General features: G+C 57.5%; 20 protein-coding genes. 11 read left to right on the top strand and 9 right to left on the bottom strand.

Annotation, left to right across the window (positions count from 1 at the left end):
• Positions 1–470 precede the first annotated feature (470 nt).
• Both HDF09_RS15530 and HDF09_RS15525 read right to left on the bottom strand, forming a co-directional pair.
• Positions 471–1,097, bottom strand: a complete 627-nt coding sequence (locus HDF09_RS15530) for an FMN-dependent NADH-azoreductase (protein WP_183767965.1) — start codon at positions 1,095–1,097, stop codon at positions 471–473.
• A 148-nt stretch (positions 1,098–1,245) separates the two neighbouring features.
• The gene (locus HDF09_RS15525) at positions 1,246–1,572 is read right to left on the bottom strand and encodes a hypothetical protein (RefSeq protein WP_183767963.1); all 327 of its coding nucleotides are present in this window, start codon (positions 1,570–1,572) and stop codon (positions 1,246–1,248) included.
• A gap of 231 nt (positions 1,573–1,803) precedes the next feature.
• Here HDF09_RS15525 and thrS point away from each other — a divergent pair, with 231 nt between their 5' ends.
• The 5 genes from thrS to HDF09_RS15500 all read left to right on the top strand — a co-directional run bounded on the left by thrS (position 1,804) and on the right by HDF09_RS15500 (position 6,484).
• Positions 1,804–3,822 carry a threonine--tRNA ligase gene (thrS, locus tag HDF09_RS15520; protein WP_183768592.1) on the top strand — a complete coding sequence of 673 codons (2,019 nt, stop codon included), beginning with the start codon at positions 1,804–1,806 and terminating at the stop codon, positions 3,820–3,822.
• Positions 3,823–3,855: 33 nt separating this feature from the next.
• Positions 3,856–4,209, top strand: coding sequence for a hypothetical protein (locus HDF09_RS15515; RefSeq protein ID WP_183767961.1), 354 nt, complete (start codon positions 3,856–3,858; stop codon positions 4,207–4,209).
• A 150-nt stretch (positions 4,210–4,359) separates the two neighbouring features.
• Positions 4,360–4,854, top strand: coding sequence for an SRPBCC family protein (locus HDF09_RS15510; RefSeq protein ID WP_183767959.1), 495 nt, complete (start codon positions 4,360–4,362; stop codon positions 4,852–4,854).
• A 109-nt stretch (positions 4,855–4,963) separates the two neighbouring features.
• Positions 4,964–5,872, top strand: coding sequence for an NADP-dependent oxidoreductase (locus tag HDF09_RS15505; protein WP_183767957.1), 909 nt, complete (start codon positions 4,964–4,966; stop codon positions 5,870–5,872).
• Positions 5,873–5,920: 48 nt separating this feature from the next.
• On the top strand, positions 5,921–6,484 hold the full coding sequence (locus tag HDF09_RS15500; protein WP_183767955.1) for an SRPBCC family protein: 564 nt from the start codon (positions 5,921–5,923) through the stop codon (positions 6,482–6,484).
• Between the two features lie 62 nt (positions 6,485–6,546).
• Here the strand turns inward: HDF09_RS15500 and HDF09_RS15495 are convergent, their stop codons facing one another.
• From HDF09_RS15495 to rpmH, 5 genes are all read right to left on the bottom strand, one after another.
• A complete protein-coding gene (locus tag HDF09_RS15495) occupies positions 6,547–7,080 on the bottom strand; it encodes a Jag family protein (protein WP_260181364.1) in 534 nt (177 codons plus the stop codon).
• 190 nt (positions 7,081–7,270) lie between these two features.
• The gene (gene yidC, locus HDF09_RS15490) at positions 7,271–9,076 is read right to left on the bottom strand and encodes a membrane protein insertase YidC (RefSeq protein WP_183767953.1); all 1,806 of its coding nucleotides are present in this window, start codon (positions 9,074–9,076) and stop codon (positions 7,271–7,273) included.
• 62 nt (positions 9,077–9,138) lie between these two features.
• Complete coding sequence (gene yidD / locus HDF09_RS15485) at positions 9,139–9,396, bottom strand: membrane protein insertion efficiency factor YidD (protein WP_311719684.1); 258 nt, start codon at positions 9,394–9,396, stop codon at positions 9,139–9,141.
• 82 nt (positions 9,397–9,478) lie between these two features.
• Positions 9,479–9,940 carry a ribonuclease P protein component gene (gene rnpA / locus HDF09_RS15480; protein WP_183767949.1) on the bottom strand — a complete coding sequence of 154 codons (462 nt, stop codon included), beginning with the start codon at positions 9,938–9,940 and terminating at the stop codon, positions 9,479–9,481.
• A 921-nt stretch (positions 9,941–10,861) separates the two neighbouring features.
• Positions 10,862–11,017, bottom strand: coding sequence for a 50S ribosomal protein L34 (gene rpmH / locus HDF09_RS15475; protein WP_123490004.1), 156 nt, complete (start codon positions 11,015–11,017; stop codon positions 10,862–10,864).
• A gap of 768 nt (positions 11,018–11,785) precedes the next feature.
• Here rpmH and dnaA point away from each other — a divergent pair.
• Positions 11,786–13,213, top strand: coding sequence for a chromosomal replication initiator protein DnaA (gene dnaA / locus HDF09_RS15470; RefSeq protein ID WP_183767947.1), 1,428 nt, complete (start codon positions 11,786–11,788; stop codon positions 13,211–13,213).
• Between the two features lie 392 nt (positions 13,214–13,605).
• Here the strand turns inward: dnaA and HDF09_RS15465 are convergent, their stop codons facing one another.
• Positions 13,606–14,208: a nuclear transport factor 2 family protein gene (locus tag HDF09_RS15465; protein WP_183767945.1), complete on the bottom strand. Its 603-nt coding sequence runs from the start codon at positions 14,206–14,208 to the stop codon at positions 13,606–13,608.
• A 400-nt stretch (positions 14,209–14,608) separates the two neighbouring features.
• Between HDF09_RS15465 and HDF09_RS15460 the strand changes: the two genes are divergently transcribed.
• From HDF09_RS15460 to HDF09_RS15450, 3 genes are read left to right on the top strand one after another with little or no spacing between them, the layout of a single operon-like run.
• Positions 14,609–14,863 carry a hypothetical protein gene (locus tag HDF09_RS15460; protein ID WP_183767943.1) on the top strand — a complete coding sequence of 85 codons (255 nt, stop codon included), beginning with the start codon at positions 14,609–14,611 and terminating at the stop codon, positions 14,861–14,863.
• A complete protein-coding gene (locus HDF09_RS15455; RefSeq protein WP_183767941.1) occupies positions 14,860–15,492 on the top strand; it encodes a hypothetical protein in 633 nt (210 codons plus the stop codon). Before HDF09_RS15460 ends, HDF09_RS15455 begins: the two co-directional genes overlap by 4 nt.
• Before the next feature lie 11 nt (positions 15,493–15,503).
• On the top strand, positions 15,504–15,656 hold the full coding sequence (locus HDF09_RS15450) for a hypothetical protein (protein WP_183767939.1): 153 nt from the start codon (positions 15,504–15,506) through the stop codon (positions 15,654–15,656).
• A gap of 17 nt (positions 15,657–15,673) precedes the next feature.
• Here HDF09_RS15450 and HDF09_RS15445 read toward each other — a convergent pair whose 3' ends face one another.
• Positions 15,674–16,327 carry an NAD(P)-dependent oxidoreductase gene (locus HDF09_RS15445; RefSeq protein WP_183767937.1) on the bottom strand — a complete coding sequence of 218 codons (654 nt, stop codon included), beginning with the start codon at positions 16,325–16,327 and terminating at the stop codon, positions 15,674–15,676.
• A 578-nt stretch (positions 16,328–16,905) separates the two neighbouring features.
• Here HDF09_RS15445 and dnaN point away from each other — a divergent pair.
• Together dnaN and HDF09_RS15435 are read left to right on the top strand one after the other, a co-directional pair.
• Positions 16,906–18,087 (top strand): DNA polymerase III subunit beta, encoded by a 1,182-nt coding sequence (gene dnaN, locus HDF09_RS15440; protein WP_183767935.1) that lies wholly within the window; start codon positions 16,906–16,908, stop codon positions 18,085–18,087.
• A gap of 687 nt (positions 18,088–18,774) precedes the next feature.
• Positions 18,775–19,239, top strand: a complete 465-nt coding sequence (locus HDF09_RS15435; RefSeq protein ID WP_183768587.1) for a cytochrome ubiquinol oxidase subunit I — start codon at positions 18,775–18,777, stop codon at positions 19,237–19,239.
• The last annotated feature ends 69 nt before the right edge of the window (positions 19,240–19,308 follow it).

Here is a 19,308-nt window from a genome sequence, read left to right as displayed (position 1 = left end):
CCACTCACGTGCCGCCTGTAACACCAAGGTGGGATATCGAGGGTGGTTCGGCGGGTCGATAGTGGGGTATCAACAGTTGCAACATGCAATATTTTGCAACCCAATCTGCCCGTTCGAAACCTGGAGGGGTCCTCAAGACCCAAGGAGAAAAAGGAGAAGTCTATGCGCTTAGCACTTGGTATCGCTTTTGGAATGATCGCCGTTGCACCATTTTTAGGCCGTTGGAGAGCGAATGTCTGGTTGAGGAAGCATGTCCCGGCGGAACGCACCATGAAGAGCGTTCCAGAGATTGCTTAACTAAAGAGTTAACAGACGTTACGAGAGAACAGGACCGTTGCCCACAGGGGTGCGGTCCTTTTCTTTTGCCTTTTTGGAAGTCAGGCGGTGGGTTACTTGGCTCGGAACGCAAAAACGGCGGACAGTTGTATCGCTGCTCGCCATTGCTGCCGATCTTCGATTATTTGCGGCGGTTATTTGGCGGCCGCGAGATCGACCTCGTGGATGAACTTCTCAACAAAGACCGGTGCGGTGACTTCGCCCTGGGCGACCTTGTTGGTGCCGCCGGCATGGACGATGGTGAGGTCGGTGATGCCGATGAAGCCGAAGATCACGCGGAAGTAGGGGCCTTCAATGTTGTAGGACTCGAGCGGCGAGCCTGCGGTGTATTCGCTGCCGCTGGCGATGATGATTGTGACCTTTTTGCCGGCTGCGAGACCCTTGAGTCCCTCCGGTCCAAAGGAGAAGGTCTTGTTGAGGCGGACGATGTGGTCGATCCAGGCCTTGAGTATGGCCGGAGTGCTGAAGTTATACATCGGGGTTGTGATGAGGACCTCGTCGGCGCTGAGGAGCTCGCCAATCAACTCGTCGGAGATCTTGAGGGCGGCTTTGTGCTCGGCAGTGTGCTGGTCGGGAGCGGAGAAGGCTCCGGCGATCCACGGCAGGTCGACGTAGGGGATCTTGGTGGTGGCCAGGTCGCGGGTAACGATCTCGCCGCCTACATGGTTGGACTGCCACTCGGTGGCGAAGCGGCTGCCGAGCTGGCGCGAGATGGAAGAGTCACCGCGCGGGCTGACGTCGATCTTTAGTAGGGTTGCCATTCATGTCCTCAATCGTGCTTGGATTGGCCACAGATGAACCTTGGCCTCACTGAAGTAGATGTGAGGAAGATGGGGCGGATGCAGGAGAATTCGGATTTACCGTGAGGGTTGCGGTCGTCCGCCGCAGGAACCGAGACTGTCGAAGCCGCTATCTCTGCTTCGCCTGCCTGGAGATCATGACCACTTTGGAGATCTCGCTGGGAATGCGGGCAGGGCTTGCCAGCATCGCGGTCCTGGTGAAGCGCGGCGAGCCGGTCCAGCCTGGGAGGCGGAACAGATCGAAGGGGTGGGCTGCAGCAGTTGTGTCGCCGCCCTGCTCCGGAGAGTGATGGTCGCGAAGGTCGCCGAGAACCATGGAGCGCGTGGTGGAGCGTTCAGCGGGGGAACTCGACTCCCAGTAGAGGCGGAAGCCCTGACCGCAAACCGAACAGTGAATATCCTGCCGGAACTCGGACCTTCTAAGTAAGACCTGCATGTTGTTGTCGTCCTTGTGGGCGATTTCTCCCCGAATCTCTGGACACTCCGAACATCCTTACCGTAGCCGGACCGGCTGAGCGAGGCCATAGCACGGTGGTGTGAGGGTGGCGGGCCAGTAGTAACGTTCGCAGTTATGACCGACCGGCGATTGTTCTCCGTTGCGTCCCGCAGCCCGTCGCCTCGACGCGATTTGCAGCAACCATCTATTCTTGAAGATGTGAGCGAGCAGATGATCAGGATTCAGCTTCCGGACGGTTCAGTGCGCGAGGTTTCGCGCGGTACGACAGCGTATGACGTGGCGATGAGCATCTCGCCGCGGCTGGCTGCAGCGGTGGTGGTGGCGCGGATCCGTCCGCTGACGCCGGTGACTACGGGAGCCGCGGTGGAGGATGAGACCTCAGAGGCTGCGATGTATGGTGCTGCCGAGAGCGGCGAGCGGCTGGTGGATCTCGCGGTGCCACTGATGGAAGATGTGGCGCTCGAGCTACTGAAGGAGAGCGATGAGGCTGCACTGAAGGTGGTGCGTCACTCTGCCGCGCACGTGATGGCGACGGCGATCCTCGAACTCTTTCCCGAGACCAAACTGGGCCATGGGCCGGCGACCGACTCGGGCTTCTTCTATGACGTCTACCGTGAGACGCCGTTCAGCGATGAGGACCTCGCCGCGATCGAGACACGCATGGCTGAGGTTGTCGCACGGGATGAGAAGTTCCTGCGTGAGGAAGAGTCGCGCGAGATGGGATTGAAGGACTACGCCGAGCAGGGCGAGTTCATGAAGGTCCACTTCATCGAGAAGTTCACACAGCCGGGCGATGAGATATCGCTTTATCGCAATGGGAAGTTTGTGGACTTCTGTCGCGGGCCTCATGTGCCTTCAACGGGGCGAGTCAAGGCGTTCAAGGTGACGTCGGTCGCTGGTGCTTACTGGCTCGGCGATGAGAAAAATCAGCAGCTGCAGCGGATCTACGGCACAGCGTTCTTCAACACGAAGGACCTCGACGCGCACTTCAAGCGGCTGGAGGAGATCAAGGCTCGCGACCACCGCGTGCTGGGCAAGCAGCTCGATCTGTTTTCCATCCAGGAGGTCGCGGGATCGGGGTTGATCTTCTGGCATGCGAAGGGCGGGCTCATTCGCAAGACGATGGAAGACTGGATGCGCGAAGAATGTATCCGTCGCGGTTACGATATGGTCTACACGCCACACATCATGCGGCGGGAGCTTTGGAAGATCTCCGGGCATGAGGGTTTTTATTCGCAGAATATGTATCCGCCGATGGAGCTTGACGACGCGGAGTACCGGTTGAAGCCGATGAACTGCCCCGGCCATATTCTCATCTACAAGAACTCCCCCAAGAGCTATCGCGACCTGCCTGTGCGTTACGCGGAGCTGGGAAATGTGTATCGCTACGAACGCAGCGGAACCATGCACGGACTGCTGCGCGTGCGTGGCTTTACGCAGGACGATGCGCACATCTTCTGCATGCCGGAGCAGGTCGTCAGCGAGATCGAAGGGTGCCTCGACTTCGCCGAAGCGGTGCTGAAGACCTTCGGGTTTAACGAGTACCGCGTCGAGCTCTCGCTGCACGATCCGAAGAAGTCAGGCGAGTTTGTCGGCAACCCTGGCGACTGGGAGAAAGCCGAGTCCGCCCTCAAGAATGTGCTGACCAAACGCAGCGTCGCGTTTAAGGCCATTCCCGGAGAGGGCGCGTTCTACGGCCCGAAGATCGATATCAAGCTCGTGGACGTCCTGGGACGGCTGTGGCAACTGTCGACGGTACAGTTCGACTTCAATCTGCCTGCGCGTTTTCAGTTGGAGTACAAGGGCGAGGACGGGGAGCTGCATCAACCCGTGATGGTGCATCGTGCGCTCTTCGGTTCGGTGGAGCGTTTCTTCGGTGTGCTGATCGAGCACTACGCCGGCGCTTTTCCGTTGTGGCTCGCGCCGGTGCAGATCGGCATCGTACCCATCTCGGAGAAGCATGTGGACTACGCCGCTGCGGTCAAGGCGAAGCTTGAGGCTGCGGGGCTGCGCGTCGAACTCGACCAGCGAAATGAAAAGATGAACGCGAAGATCCGCGAGTTCACCCTGCAGAAGGTTCCGTTTGTGCTGGTGATGGGCGACAAGGAAGCGGCGACGGAAGCAGTCAGTGTAAGGACTCGCGGAAAGGGCGATGAGGGCAGTGTCGCACTCGCCGACTTTATCGAACGAGCCAAAGCATTGGTCGCTTCCAAATCAGTTGCACTTTGACTCTACGAGAGTTGCACTCTAAGAGGGATGCAGATGGCTTCGCTCTCCGATCAGGACCGCGCAGCAGCGATTACGATTCTCGAGCAGTTACGCGAGCGGATCGCTGCTGTCGCCGGTGAGGATCGCGAACGGCTCTTCCAGATGCGGCGATACATCCTCAAGCGGTTGGAGTTCGACGAGCGAGGAACGCCGACGCAGCGTCGCAAGTTGAAAGAGGCGAAGCGGAAGAGTCAGCTTGGCCTCTGCGCCCTCTGCCACACCGCGCTGCCCGACCGTGGCGCGGAACTTGACCGCTTTCGTGCCATCGATGGGTATACTGCAAGAAATACCCAGCTGGTTTGCCATAGTTGCCATCAGAAGGCCGAAGCAGAACGCGGATTCGCATGATGTCGAGGACTCGTCCTTGAGAACTCCATCACGGTTGATCAAACGATAAGGTATCGACAGAAAATAGCAGCGGCGGTCGCGGATCTGTTGACTGACAAAGGTTTAGATTGAGCCTGCAGACGGAACAGCAGTACAATCAACAGGGGACCGATGTTTACGATTAGCGACAGTATTCATATCAATGCTCCGATCGAGAGATGTTTCCTGCTTTCGACCAACATTGAGTTGGTGGGAAAGACGTTGGGGATGAAGCCGATCGAAGGTAAGACCCGGGGAATGATTACCCCTGGAGACAAACTCCTGTGGGCAGGATGGAAGTTCGGTTTTCCCCAGATGCATGAGACCCTCATCACCCGGTACGAACGGCCCGTGTTCTTTCAGGACACCATGGGGCGAGGCCGCTTCAAGCGATTCCAGCACGACCATCACCTCTTCTATATTGATGGCCGAACGGTGCTGAACGACAAGATCCGTTTCACGCTTCCGCTTTCGTGGGCGGGAAGATTGGTAGCCCGCACGATTCTTGTGCCTTACCTCTCGCGGGTTCTGCGCCGCAGGCTGAAGCTGTTGAAAAGGATAGCCGAGAGTCATGAGTGGCGTAAGTATCTTCCGGAAGAGATCGAGCAGACCAGTGCTGCGTCGTAACGCTCGTCCTTAGGCGCGACAAACATAAGCTGCATCGGGTTAACCACCTCACGAACAGGCACGCCGATTTGTGCATCAAATAGCAATCGGACTGTTTAGAGGTGCTTCGATGAGGGCTGTCGTCCTGCATGAGTATGGTGGACCGGATAAGTTGAAGTATGAAGTTGTTCCTGACCCTGTGGCCGGACGGGGTGAGGTGCTGGTGCGGGTCGCAGCGGCCAGTGTCAATCCGATCGACTACAAGATGCGCAGTGGAGAGATGAAGAAGTATCTTCCGCTGGAGCTGCCGGCGATCCTCGGGAGAGATCTCTCCGGGATCGTGCGCGAGGTCGGCCAAGGCGTGAGCGGCTTTGCGCCGGGTGACAAGGTGATGGCTACCGCGACAAAGACATACGCCGAGCTGGTGGTGGTCAAGGCGACAGATCTCGCGCTCATTCCGGAGAAGCTGGACCTCGTGCACGCGGCCGCACTCCCTGTGGTGGCCCTGGCCGGGGAGCAGTTGATTTCGCGCGGCACGAAGATTCAAACCGGCCAGACTGTACTGGTCGCGGGTGCTGTCGGCGGCGTTGGCCGTTCTGCGGTCTGGACCGCAAAGAAAGCCGGGGCTATTGTCTTCGCCGGGGTAAGGAAGTCGCAGCTAAAAGAGGCGGAGAGTTTGAAGGCCGACCACGTGATCGCGCTTGATGACGCGGCAGCGATGGACAAGCTCGGATTCATCGATGCGGTTGCGGACGCGGTTGGAGGTGAGACCGCAAACCAACTCCTGGCGAAGGTAAAGCAGGGAGGGGTCTTCGCCTCGGTACTTGGGCCCCCGTCGGACGCGAAGCTGCATCCCACCGTCAGGGTCGAGATGATTCGCTCCGAGCCAGACGCTAAAACACTGAGAACGCTGGCCGAAGACGTGGTCGCCGGACGATTTTCCATTCCAATCGACAGGATGGTGCCGCTTGAGGAGGCAGGGCAGGCACAAGCCGCAGCCGCAAAAGGTGGGATTGGAAAGATACTGTTACTGGCGTAATCTGTTTCTGTTACGCCAAGTACTCAAGAGTAAACGGTGGCCGGGCCCATGGAAACAATTCGATTAGAAACCTGGATCGATGCACCGGTAGAACGGTGTTTTCTGCTTTGCCTGAGTGTTGATCTTCATCTCGCGTCGGCGCATTCCTCCCGAGAACAGGCAGTAGAAGGGGTCACGACCGGCCTGATCAGCGAGGGCGAGACGGTGACCTTTCGCGGCCGTCATCTCGGGGTGAAGCTGCGGCACAAGAGCCGCATCGAGGTTCTGCGGCCTTACTCGTACTTTCGCGATGCCATGGTCTCAGGCGTCTTCTCGCACTTCGAGCATGAACATCACTTCGCGGCGATGGATGATGGTACCCGGCTACGAGACGAGATTCGATTCACCGCTCCCTGGGGCGCGATAGGGCGTCTTGCGACCAAGCTTCTGGTGAAGCGTCACCTCAGCGCGTTCCTGTTGCAACGGAATGCGGTGATCAAACAGGTGGCAGAGTCCAACGACTGGCACCGCTATCTGGACGGTCAATCGGTGACCATCTCGGTCGCTCCCGAAGGAAGTTCGGCGAAGAAGAGATGGGAAGCAACCAGCCTGCTGCCTCGCTCCCAGAGTTAGCCGCTCAAAAAATCGCACCCCATCGTCCACGACGAACCTCTACGAACCAGACGAACGCATCGTCAGCGCCGGCGAAAGCTGTTGCGAATAGCGCGCGTTCGGTCGGCAGTAGCAAGCGGTTGCGCAGCTGCGGGGCCCTCCGGATAGAGAACCACAAAACGCCCGGGGCCTTCGCCCGAGGAGGCCGTCGGCAAGCCGGACTTTGCCAGCGCAAGGTGAAGCATGCGGCGCTCGCGCGAGGTCATGGGAGGAAAGGAGTAGGGCCTGCCCGTGGCGCGAACCTGTTCGATGGCCGTCTCGGCAGAGTGCTGGAGCTCCCGGTCGCGGTTTGCTTTGAAACCTTCCGCGTCGAAGAAGATGAGGTCGTGCTCTTCGGGTTCAAGCCGAAGAATCTTGGCGGCGAGATGCTCGATGGCGTGGAGGAGTTCGCCGTTGCGGGCAAGAAGAAGGGGAGTATCGGTGCCGGTAAACTCGACGCAGATTACAGGGGACGAGTCGGGGGCAGAAGCGCCGGGTAAGGCAGAGGGGGCCGCGCCGGCGGGAGCGTCAGCGTTGGGTTGCACGTGGCCGTTGCAGGCAAGAATTTGAGATTGCAAATCGAGACTTCCTGTCTCTTTCAAAACTTCCAGGAAGTCCGCGATCTTCTTCACCGCACGGCCCTGATCTATCAGGGGGTTCATCATTTATATAAGACCGATTTCGAGGGCATGGAGTTTCACCCTATGTATTTTTTGATTCTCACAACGTACTAAATGGCTCAAATCTCTTCTAACCGTCAACCTTGCGCTACCGCTTTCCCGAGATGGTCGTAGGCGCTCCTGCCTTGCGGCGAGCGCGTTTGGCTGCGATCTCGCGCATCTCTCGGCCAAGGCTGGTGCGGTTCATCACCGACTGCTGAATGATGCTGATCAGGTTGCCGATAGTCCAGTAGAGGGCCAGGCCCGAGGCGTAGTTCCAGGTCATGTACCCGGAGACCGCTGGCATCATGAACGCCATCATCTTCTGCTGCTGGGGATCGACGCCGGGAGACGGCGTATAGAACTGCACCAGGAACTGGCTCACGATCATGACGATCGGAAGGATGTGGTACGGATCTGCGCTCGAAAGATCCGGCAGCCAGAACCAGTGCGCCTGGCGTAGCTCCACCACCTTGGGCAGCATGCTGAAGAACGCGAAGAGCAGAGGCATCTGGATCAGCGTAGGAATACAGCCGCCAAACATGTTGACGCCGTTATCCTTTTGCAGCTTCATGATCTCGACGTTCATCTCGTTGCGCTTGGGGTCGGTCGCCTTGTACTTCTTGTAGCGCTCCTTGATGGCGTCCATCTGCGGTTGAATGCGCTGCATCTTCAGGCCGCTCTGCATCGTCTTCACGCGCAGCGGCAGAATCAGCAGGTTGATCAAGACCGTCAACAGTACAATCGCCCAGCCCCAGTTCGAAGTAATGTGGGCGTGGATGAACTGTAGCGAGAGGAAGAGATACTTTCCGATCGGGCCGAAGAACCCAAAGTCGAGCAGAGGCTCCAGCGAGATCGTATCGCCGGTGGCATGAATGCCGCGCAGAATGTTCACCGCCTTGGGGCCAACATACACGCGAGTCTGAGTGCGGCCGCTGGTATCACCCAGTGCAGCGCCGAGGACCGGCACCTCAATCGCTCCCTTGGCCGGCGCGCCAGCCCCAAGACCGGTACGACGAATCGTCTTCGCCACGTCCAGCTGGTTATGCAGCATCGCCACGGTCGCGGTGTCTGGCGAATCCGGCAGGAAGATCGCGGCGAAGTAAGTGTCGCTGGTGCCAGCCCAATCGAACGGCCCATTGAGCGTCTCGCCACCCGAGACCTTCTTCGGAGCCAGGTGCTGCTCCTTGGCATGTTGTGCGTAATCCAGCTGCGCCCCCGCATACGCCGACGCATTGTCCTGATCGCCAAACCCGCCCGGCCAGTTGATCAACGCGCGAACCGGAACGTCACCTTGCGTAACCTCGACATCGGCATGCAGAACATAGGTCTCATCGAAGGAGAACGTCTTGCGCACCGTCGTAGCGCCGTCGGAGTATTTGAATGTCAGGCTCGCCGGAGCAGCAAGCGCCCCGGTAGCCGACGGCACATACAGCGCTTTACTCAGGCTCGCCGTCAACGCCGCATCGTACGTATACAGCGACAGCGGATATCCAAACTGCTGCGCCGCCTGCGTGTGAACCAGGTTCAGCGGCTTGCCGTCGGAGTCCTTGTACTTCTTCAAAATCCAGCTCGCTACCTGACCGCCGCGATTGGTGAACGTGATCCTGTAGAGTTCATTCTCGACCGTCGTAGTCGCCTCTGCAGGGGCCTGCACCGCAGGAACCGCCGAGGCCGAAGTTGCAGGCGTAGCCGCAACGGCAGGATTGGCTGCAGCAAGCGCGGGCTGCGCAGGCACCGGCGCGCCGGGAACCGCAGCAGCACTCTGGCCGGCGTTGGGCGAGCTCGTCTGCGGGTTATTCTTCGCGCGAAAGTACTGCAGGCCAAAGAAGACGGTGACCAGGACGAGCATCATGACCAGGAGCGATTTATTGTCGCCGCCGCCCTGTTGATTTGGGTTTTTGAACTCTGCCAAAAGAGACTTCCTATTCTTTGCTAAACGTGAGGCCGCCTCCGCAGACTTTGGAGACGCTACCCCTATGATAAATGGTCTGTGGAAATAGGGGCGGCCGCGGCCGTATCGGCGCTTCGCAGAGGCACCGGATCCAGCCCGCCCTTCGCAAACGGATGGCACCTGCCGACGCGTCGCAGCGCCAGCCACGTCCCCCTCGCCACACCAAACCGAACCAGCGCAACATAGGCATACTCCGAGCACGTCGGAAGATAGAGGCACTGGCTGGGGCTGAAGGCATGCAGCACCGGCGACACGATGCCCTTGTAAATCCCGTAAGCCACGCGGACCGCGAGACTAGGTTCAGCGAGTCGGGGCTCAGAAAGAGGCGATTCCGCGAGACTGGCTTCAGTATCCTTCATCTGTTTAGAGCGATGGCGCCGAGTTCTGCTTGTTGGAGCGATCCCCAGGCTGCCGACCAGGCTGCCGGACGGGGTCTCGATCAGCCACCGTCTGAATGGTCCGAAACACCGTCGCAACCTCGCGCTCCAGCGTCGGAAAGTCGAGATCGATCACGCTGCGGCGCGGATGCAGAATCACATCGACCGGCGTGTTGAGCGTCGCCAGGTTCCTGCGAACGGCTTCGCGCATGCGGCGTTTGATGCGGTTGCGGTCAACCGCCTTTCCCATCACCTTCCCCACCGTCAGGCCCACCCGCGGGCTCGACGCATCAGCGTCCCGCAGCGGAGTTCCATCGGCCCCCAGCAGTGGACGAAGAGCAAAAAAATAGCTCATCTGCTTCGCAAACAGCTTGCGGCTCGCCTTATACACGCGCTGGTAGTCTGCATGTTTTCGCAGGCGGAAGATCGAATTTGGCTTGGCATTCATCAGCGTGTACGAGCAAAAGTCCCTTGGCGCAAGCCCAGCTTGCCACTCTCTCCATCGTACAAGCTTCTCTGCCCTCCAGAGGGCTGCTGAAAAAGTCCGTCTCGCTTAAGGGGACAGCTTCATGGGGCTGCTGAAAAATCCGCTTTGCTTAAGGGCACGGCTTCAGCCGTGCCGCAAGAGCTTTAGTTGCATTGCGGCTTTAGCCGCTGAGGTCTGTCTTTCGTCATCGGAGAATATTTCTTCATCACCGTCTCCAAGCCTGTCTCTCCAAAGCTGCAAGCCATCAGACCATGCGAATCACGCAAAGAAGCCCGCCTGCAAGACGGGCTTCTCGGGTGGATTTCCAAGGGACGACAGCGACACATCCCTCAGGCTACGCGTCTCTTCAACAGACGCTGAAGACGCTAACTATTTCTTATCGCTCGGGGTGTGCTCTCCACTCTTCACGGAAGTATCTTGTCCCGGTTTCTTCGTCGTTGTAGTTCCTGGGTTGTTGCCCTGCGAAGGATTGTTACCTTGGTTTCCCTGATTTGGAGGATTCATATTCTGTGCCATAACGATCATCTCCTATGCCGGCCGTCGACCACTATCGCAACGTTGCCGACCCTAAATAGGAGACCTGCCGCAGCCGGATGGTTGCCCCAAAAAATCGCCTACCGTGCTGGCCTTATGCACTGACAGAGGTGGGTTTAGCCAACACAATCTCCGACGTACGGAAACTCGTTTCGAATGTGGACGATCGGGCTAGCGAGGCTCACGAGGCTTAGTGTCAAAAAGACACAGACCATCGAAGGGGGCAATAGCCCTCCTCGATGGTCTATAGAAACCATGGATACTTTTTTGAGATTGCTGTCGTTTACGGGTTCCGCGAAACCGGAACATCAAGAGCCTTGAAGGCGTTGATTCACTATACGCAAAAGACTAGTCGCGGAAACCGGCGCTGACGGCGATCTTATGACGGCCCTTGGCGCGGCGACGGCTAAGCACAGCTGCTCCCGCCTTGGTCTTCATGCGGGAAAGAAAGCCGTGGGTCTTGGCGCGATGGCGGCGGTTGGGTTGAAAAGTACGCTTCGGCATGACAAAAAACTCCTGCGCAGGGTAGAACACCTGCTCAAACTTTTAGGCTGTTGCAACAATCTCTGAGTATACCCGATCAGACCGAATTTTCACAGCCCAATCCACTGCGTCCTTTGTGCCAGTGACGAACTTATCTTCAGCGAAGAGTCTTGATCGGATTAGCCATCGAACTCCTTCGCAGCGACGACGGAGTGCGATGGGAGATGAAAGTTTCAAAATGAGACGACTCAACTAACTATCCTGTAAAAGAAAATCACTACCACCAAAGGCGCGAACATGCACCGCAAAACAGACACACCGGATATCCTGATAGTGATATCAACCAACCACGCAAGGAGACCGGATCGCGAATCTCTTATCACAAGAAACTTCGCAGTAGTAGAGAAGAAACATCCAGTCGCAACGTATTTTCTCCCTGCTACAGACGCTTGATTTCACCGTCTTCACTGCTAATGGTGCAACTTCTTTTTTTTGATCGGATGCATTGAAAAACGTCGTCTTTTCCGTGCTACTATCGAACCCGATTCGCAAGACGTTTTTCTGCAAGCCCAGCCGTCCCGCACTCTGATTCACGTTGAACTACTCCTCTCCGCAGCCAAGGTTGCAAGGGTGCCCAGCGGAGAGCATTCTAGCAACACAGGGGCCGTGTGAACCTTGTCCTCAGGGGCCAGGTATGGACTCCTATTTGCTGCTTATCGTGTGAACCTGCACGACTGAAAGAAGTGCCACGTCTGGTTTGGAACAGGAAACAAGACAAGGAAATTAAGAATGTCATTCGTTCCGACGGCTACCGCCGTATTGAATTATTGGGTTCGTATTCTGGCTGCCCTTGAGAAGAAGATCAACCGCCAGTCTTACGAGACATGGCTCAAGCCGACACGGTTCTCACACCTCGAGGGCAAAAAGCTCTTCGTGCGAATTCCCTCCACCGACTTCCAGCACATCGGCGACCGCTACGCCGACCTAATCCAGGAAGCGATCGACAATCTCGGCCTCGACGTCGAGTCCGTCGCCTTCACCACGCCCGAACAGGACCCCCGCGCCCCCAAGGTGCGGGAGGACGGCGGCTTTGCTCCCGTGCCTAGCCACAGCCAGAGCGCACCCAGGCAGCGCCTCGGCGCATCGACCAACTCAGTCTCAGGGCCAGCGCCGGAGCAGGCTCGATTCGACTGGAGTGCAGCCTCCCAGCTCAACCCGCGCTATCAGTTCGACGCCTTTGTCATCGGCAGCGGCAACCAGTTCGCCACAGCAGCGGCCCAGGCCGTGGCCGAACGGCCCTCCAAGGCCTACAACCCGCTCTTCCTCTACGGCGGCGTCGGCATGGGCAAGACCCACCTGATGCATGCCATCGGACATGACGTAAAGCGCAGGCAGCCGCACGCCTCCATCAGCTACGTCAGCGGCGAAAAGTTCACCAACGAGATGATCAACTCGGTCCGGTACGACAAGATGACCGGCTTCCGCGACAAGTTCCGCAACGTCGACGTGTTGTTGATCGACGACATCCAGTTTCTAGCCGGCAAGGAGCGGACCCAGGAGGAGTTCTTCCACACCTTCAACACCCTCCACGAGAGCATGAAGCAGATCGTCATTGCCAGCGACCGACCGCCCAAAGAGCTGGCCGACTTTGAAGATCGTCTGCGGTCGCGCTTCGAGTGGGGTTTGATCGCCGACATTCAGCCGCCGGATCTCGAAACCAAAGTCGCGATCCTGCAGAAGAAGGCCGAGAGCGAGCAGACGCAACTCCCAACCGACGTAGCGATGTTTATCGCCTCGAACGTCCGGACCAATGTGCGGGAGCTTGAGGGCGCGCTGGTGCGGCTGATCGCCTGGTGCAGCATGCATGGTGTGGAGATCACCCTTGCCGTCACGCAGCAGTGCCTGAAGCAGTTCATCGACACCCAGGTTCGCAAGATCACGATTGAGACGATTCAGCGCACGGTAGCTGAGCAGTTTGGGATGCGGGTTGCGGAGTTGAAGCAGAAGAATAACTCCCGCCAGATTGTGGTGCCGCGGCAGATTGCGATGTTCCTGGCCAAGCAGTTGACGGAGGCTTCCCTGCCGGAGATTGGGCGGCAGTTTGGCGGCAAGCACCATACGACGGTGATGCACTCGATCTCGAAGATCGACGAGCAGCGTCGTGCCGACAAGGACCTGAATCGGACGATCAACAAGCTGATGGAGACGCTGAGCTAACCCCTCTGAAAGACTCTGTCCTGCCGGACGGGCCCACTGCGCGGGAGGCGGTCACTTCGTGACGCGTATACCGGTCCAGGCAGGACGAGCAGCATGGGGCCTCCCGTTGGTCGGCACAATCATCCCTCCGACCAACGGGAGGACCACGCGAAGCGGTATACAAGTCACGAAGTGACCGCCTCCCGCGCAGGGAGCCCGTCCGGCAGGACAGAGTCTCTCCCAAAATAAAGTTTGAAAAAGTGGCGTATTTTTAGCACCCCAAAAACACGCTGCTAACTCACCACGTTTACCACGCAAACCACCACGTTCTCACCACCAAATCACCACAACAAACACACCCTTTTCCCCAAAAACCCCAATTAAAACCCCCTTCCACCAGCGCCAGAAAAAAACTACTTCGGAAGATATTTAGCAGGGATCGGATTGGCAGAAGACTCCGAATCCCAGAAGATATTGACGACCCAATACCGGTCCCCATCCTTCAGCAACTGAAAGCTATTGATCCCCCGAGTAAAAGGAGCAGGGTCATCAGCGTTGTGGCGAGACTCGTAAGTGCTCCAGACCTGAACGATATTGCCGAACTGCTCAATCTCATTGTGAATAGAGCGCTCAAAGAATCCATTCGCAGTCATACGCCCCTGACTACGGGCGATATAGCTGTCAATCGTAAGAACCACTGCATCGCTATGGCCACTAGTAGGTGACGTCACCGCGGGAATAAGGCGCGCATCCGGGATGAAGAGAGAACGCATGCGGTCCCAGTCACGCGTCTGACCCTTAGGACCGGAGATGACGCTGTAAACAGCGTTCAGAATCGCTTCAGGAGATTTGACGTCCTCGGGCTTAGCCTGAGGCCAGTCGCTTCGAGTTGCGATGGAGCCGATCAGCGTGGGAGGAGCTGATGGCTGCGGGGTTGCCGGGGTCTGCGCCTTCGCGGCGATGCTCGCTAGCGTGACGAGTAGGAAGGTAGAGGCGATTCGGTTCGCTGGCTTCACGGAAGCTCCTTTGAGAGACAGTGTTACTTTACTGCGGGCGGGAGCATTTCGGTTAATGCGAGGTCCTGCTCAGGTCACGGAATGGATTGTGAAGCATACCTGTGGAGCATAGAAGAGTAAGCAGGCTCCTCCGCTTCATTGCGGAATGCAAAACAAAAGGGCGGCGTGCGGTTGCAAGATTAGTAGCGGGATAGCCGTTGCGAAGACGCGCTTCGCGGCATAGCCTGTGGAGCATTGTGCGGGGCGATGTGCGCAGTCGTGATGCCCTCTGGTATCGCGTATGGCCAGTCGATGCCTGATATGCCGGCGGAGCACCACCATCATCATGATGATGCGAATAAGACGCTGGGGGCGGCGGGTTTCGTTTCCGACCTCGTGCGCAGTGCGATCGCAAGGGCCGATGGAGCACGGAGTAACGTTGCTGCACCCGTTTGGATACACCCAGTCGGAGATGCAGTTTCGTGCGATCGCGAAGGACGACCCGGCATGCGCGATGGCTCACTGGGGCGTGGCAATGACGAAGTACCAGGAGTTGTGGGGAGAGCCGGAGGCCGCCGCGCTGAAGACGGGTGCGGAGGAGATGGCAGAGGCCCGGAGGCTGGCTGCGCCTCCTGCAATAGTGACGGCGAGAGAGCAGGCGTATATCGGGCTTTGAGCGCGTTCTTCGATCCTTCCGATGCGAAGGATACGACGTTTCAGCAGCGGGCGGACGCGTATGAGGCGAAGATGAATGCGCTGCACACTGCGTATCCCAACGATGTGGACGGGGCGGCGTTTGACGCACTGGCGATGAAGCACGGCGGAAACCGCCTGGACAACGAAGTGAGGGCAGTGTACGGGATCGAGATGCATGACTGGAAGATGCTGGCAGCGGAGACCCCAGCACCGGGTTCGAAGGAGTATCTGAAGTTCGATACGTACTGGGGCCAGGGTGTGGCGGCTGGACACCTGAAGGATGCGAAGCTGGCGGCTTCTGCGCTGAGGGAGTTTGATAAGGGAGTTGACGCGTTGAAGAAATCTCCGTATGCGTCGCGCATCAGCTCGATGGAGGTGGAGAGGAACGAGATGGTGGGGTGGCAGGCGTTCGGGGAGAACAAGCCTGAGGAGGCAGTGACGGCGATGCGCAGGGCCGCCGACCAGCAGGACGAGCTCGGACAGGGCGAGGTGGATATTCCCGCGCGAGAAATGGTGGGGGATCTATTGATGATGGAGGAGAGACCGGACGAGGCGCTGGTGGAGTACAAGATGGCTTTGAAGCTGAGCCCGAATCGGTTGAATGGCTGATGAGCGCCGGGATGGCGGCAGAGGAAGACAAGAAGCCCGAGGAGGCTCGGGCGTTCTACACGGCAGCAGCGCGCCAGACCGACTTTGGCAAGACGAGCCAGAGGACGGATGTGGCTCACGCGGTAAAGATGGCTGGGAACACGGAGACGGCGAGGAATAACTAACGCTTCTCGGACACTTGTCACCAGGTGATGTAGACGCCTTTGCGGATCCATTGAGGATCGTCGATCTGTTGCATTATGAAGTCGGCTACGTCCTCGCGAGAGATGCGGCTGCCGCTTGGGGGCAAGGCATCGCCGTCGATGCGATAGGTGCCGTGGCCGGGCGTGTTGGTGAGCATGGGAGGCATCACCATGGTCCAGTCGAGGCTGCTGTGGGAGAGGGTGTTCCACTGCGAGATCTGCGACGCCACTGGCCATTTGAGGAAGGTGTTGTAGACGATGTTCTGGACGATCCAGCGGCGCCATGCGGGTTGCTTATCGAGCGATGTGGAGAGCGCGCCAGCGGAGCCGAGGACGATGATGCGGCGGACGGGCTTTGGCTGAGTAGATGTCTCCTGCATGGCGGCGACGATCTGGGGGACGGCGTGTTCAAGGACGTCCTCCTTCTTCAGGGAGTTTGCCCCAAGCGCTGACAGGACTACATCGGCGTCTGCGATGGTCTGACGGACTGGATTGGGGTCGAAGGCGCTGCCCTGGATGACCTGGACGCGGTCGCGCAAGGGAAAGGTTTCGGGCGTGCGGAGCAGCGCGGTGACCTGGTATCCAGCGGCGAGACAGCGTTGGGTGAGGAGTCTTCCGGTGGCCCCACTGGCTCCGAAGAGCGCGATCTTCATGCTGGACTCCTTTGAGCTTTGGGACTGATTATCCTCGTAGGTGAGATGTAGGTGTGAAAAAAATGGTTCGGGTAAAGCGCTCATTCTGTTTTGTTTGGTGAACATTCCCACGTTTTGGGACAAGTCTTCTCAGAAGCTGAAGGCGGCGGCTGTGAAGAAGTGGGATAAGAGGACGGTTGATGCGGAGGTATAGGCCGGTCTTCCTGAATATACGTTTTGGAGCGACCTATTTTCTAAAACAGGACCGCGACATAAACGTCTATTTATGAGATCGATGGGAAGGATATCCACTTTTCAAGCGACAACGGTTACTGCTACTAGTATTTCTCTCTTTTTCTCTTGTTTCTTAGAAGGCAGTCACGGGCGTTGGTTGAGTTCTGGCAGATTTCGACATCGCACACAACAACCCTGGTTTCCACAAAGAAATCTGTCGCGCTGGAGGCCGTTTCACCCCTAGAATCAAGCAGACGTTGAACGGCCGAGATGCATCGTGGGTTCGATTCGGTGTACAGTTTGGCCAGCAGCAACCAACGCAGACGGAGAGACAAACAGTGACCAGTGCGACCCAGGAGCCCGAGATGACTTTGCCGACCGAGACGAGCGCAGCGCAAGCCCCAACCGGCAACCTCGAGATCACCGTCTCCCGCACGGAGTTGCTGCGAGAGTTGACTGCTGCCCAGAGCGTGGTCGAGCGGAAGACGACGATTCCAATCCTGTCGAACTTTCTGTTCGAGGCGACGCAGGGCGAGGGTGGCGACCGGTTGACCATTACTGCAACTGATCTCGATCAGAGCCTGCGGACGAGCTGCGCAGCCAAGGTGAAGAAGGCGGGCGCGTGCACGATTCCCGCGCGCAAGCTGTACGACTACATCAAGCTGCTGCCTGAGGGCGAGATCTCGATCAAGCTGATGGACAACCACTGGGTGCAGATCCGCGCGGGGCGATCAAATACGAAGATGGTGGGTATGGCGCGGGCGAACTTTCCGCAGGTGCCTGAGTTTCCTGCCAGCGGTGCGGTGAAGATCTCGGTGCCTTCGCTGAAGAACATGGTGTCGAAGACGATCTTTGCGATCTCGAACGAGGAGTCTCGTTACACGCTGAATGGGGCGCTGCTGGTCCTGAAGGCGGAGAGCATGGCGATGGTTGCGACGGATGGCCATCGGCTGGCGCATATCGAAAAGATGGGCGAGACGCTGGATGGTGTGTCGGGCGAGAAGAAGACGCTGATTCCACGGAAGGCGCTGAGTGAGCTTTCTTCGCTGCTCGGGGCGACGGAGGCCGAGACGCTCGAGTTTGGCGATGACGATCAGACGTTGTTCTTCAGGGTTGGTGGCCGGGTGTTGACCAGTCGGAAGCTGACCGGCCAGTTCCCTAATTATGAGGCCGTGCTGCCGCGGGATAACAACAAGTTTGTGATCGTTCGGTCAGAGGATCTGATGGGTTCGATTCAGCGCGTGGCTCAGTTTGCGGATGAGCGGAGTGGCGCGATCAAGATACGGCTCGAACAGAATGAACTGAAGCTCTCTTCTTCGAGCACGGATGCTGGTGAGTCGGAAGATACGATCGAGACACCATATAACTACGATCCACTGGTGGTGGGATTTAACAGCCAGTATCTTATCGATTTTCTGAAGGCGATCGGCAATAGCGGCGAGGTGCGTCTGGAGTTCAAGGATGCACAGAGCGCAGGTCAGATGCGGCCCGAAGATGCGAATGAGGATGTGAAGTATAGATACATCCTGATGCCCATGAGAATTTGATTTTGGCTCAGGCCGCAGTTCACTGAAAAATAACCCATAATTTGGCCAAATGGCCAAATTATGGGTTATTTTCATGATGCTGTTTCAATTATTAGCGTGGACCCGCCGCCACATTTCTAAATCCGACCAAGAATATAGCTGATCATGTGCTGGCCCTCAATAGTAAGAGCCGGTTTTTCTTTAGCGATCTATGATGACCGTTCAGCGCCTGTCTGTTGGATTTTTTATCCATTCTCCTGTTCGAACGAGAACTGGTTCCTTGGTCTTTCCCAAAACACGGCGATCTTTTCGACCAGCTCTCTTAAGGAAACCGACTTCTCCGTCGAGTTGCGAGCTGAAGTCATTGCCATAACCCGAAGCGTGAAGCGCCACCTTTCGACATCCGATTTGTCGTTCGCTGGCCAGATCATTGCATGGCTAAAATCATTTCCAGCCAGAAGGTTATCATTCGACGTAGCAGAAAACTGACGTGGCTGAGATAAAGCAGCCCTTCGGGTCGCGATAAATAACGATGTGAACGAATTCAACGACCAGAAGCGCGACCGCTACATCACAGTTGCGAAATCTGCAGTGACGTTGTCAACGAAAGTCATCGATGTGGTTGGCTTCACCAATTGAAATTCTCCATCCAATCCACACCCTTTTGAATTCTTCGCGCATTGCTGTTATGGTTCGGTTTCGGATGAACTGCGCAGGCGGAGGGTAGGGCACCAGCGTATCGAACCCGATCTGATTGCCAGGACCGACTACGAGTCGCAAACCATCGACAATCCACTTCGTGTCAACAAGGTCCTCAGCTTCCTCATCTATGGCACTACTGCCGCTGAAGTCGAAGGCCTCGACCACTTTCCCCGCGACCAATGGCCTTCCACCTTGCCGCTGTTGTTCTACAGCTATCACATCATGGTTGGCCTTGGGACTTGGTTCGGCGCGCTCATGGCCATCTCTGCGTTCTACCTTTGGCGAATCAAGCTCGACTCTGCGCGTTGGATTCTCTGGTGCCTCCTGCTCTGGCTCGCGCTTCCAGGATCCTGTGCGTCATATTGGGCTTCCGCAGTAATTAGAAACGCCAGAAAATTCTTCCCGCTCGACAGCCGCCTGCAAGACCAACCCTGCAAGTTGCTTCAGACAAAACGCATCGCGCGCCGATAATCTGTAAGGCCGATAAATTGCTCACTGAGCCCTAGCCTATTTTCGTCAATTTCACTTGGGCGCTCATTT

The organism is Edaphobacter lichenicola (assembly GCF_014201315.1).
Taxonomy (GTDB): domain Bacteria; phylum Acidobacteriota; class Terriglobia; order Terriglobales; family Acidobacteriaceae; genus Edaphobacter; species Edaphobacter lichenicola_B.
The sequence above is the reverse complement of the archived record's forward strand: the minus strand, read 5'-3'. Positions and strand labels throughout refer to the sequence as shown.

Bases quoted from the DNA above. Each gene is read 5' to 3' on its own strand.
- thrS (WP_183768592.1), top strand. From the start codon at position 1,804: ATGATCAGGATTCAGCTTCCGGACGGTTCAGTGCGCGAGGTTTCGCGC.
- HDF09_RS15525 (WP_183767963.1), bottom strand. From the start codon at position 1,572: ATGCAGGTCTTACTTAGAAGGTCCGAGTTCCGGCAGGATATTCACTGT.
- HDF09_RS15510 (WP_183767959.1), top strand. From the start codon at position 4,360: ATGTTTACGATTAGCGACAGTATTCATATCAATGCTCCGATCGAGAGA.
- dnaN (WP_183767935.1), top strand. From the start codon at position 16,906: ATGACTTTGCCGACCGAGACGAGCGCAGCGCAAGCCCCAACCGGCAAC.
- HDF09_RS15460 (WP_183767943.1), top strand. From the start codon at position 14,609: ATGGAGCACGGAGTAACGTTGCTGCACCCGTTTGGATACACCCAGTCG.
- HDF09_RS15515 (WP_183767961.1), top strand. From the start codon at position 3,856: ATGGCTTCGCTCTCCGATCAGGACCGCGCAGCAGCGATTACGATTCTC.
- HDF09_RS15450 (WP_183767939.1), top strand. From the start codon at position 15,504: ATGGCGGCAGAGGAAGACAAGAAGCCCGAGGAGGCTCGGGCGTTCTAC.
- HDF09_RS15505 (WP_183767957.1), top strand. From the start codon at position 4,964: ATGAGGGCTGTCGTCCTGCATGAGTATGGTGGACCGGATAAGTTGAAG.
- rpmH (WP_123490004.1), bottom strand. From the start codon at position 11,017: ATGCCGAAGCGTACTTTTCAACCCAACCGCCGCCATCGCGCCAAGACC.
- dnaA (WP_183767947.1), top strand. From the start codon at position 11,786: ATGTCATTCGTTCCGACGGCTACCGCCGTATTGAATTATTGGGTTCGT.
- rnpA (WP_183767949.1), bottom strand. From the start codon at position 9,940: ATGAATGCCAAGCCAAATTCGATCTTCCGCCTGCGAAAACATGCAGAC.
- HDF09_RS15530 (WP_183767965.1), bottom strand. From the start codon at position 1,097: ATGGCAACCCTACTAAAGATCGACGTCAGCCCGCGCGGTGACTCTTCC.
- HDF09_RS15500 (WP_183767955.1), top strand. From the start codon at position 5,921: ATGGAAACAATTCGATTAGAAACCTGGATCGATGCACCGGTAGAACGG.
- HDF09_RS15445 (WP_183767937.1), bottom strand. From the start codon at position 16,327: ATGAAGATCGCGCTCTTCGGAGCCAGTGGGGCCACCGGAAGACTCCTC.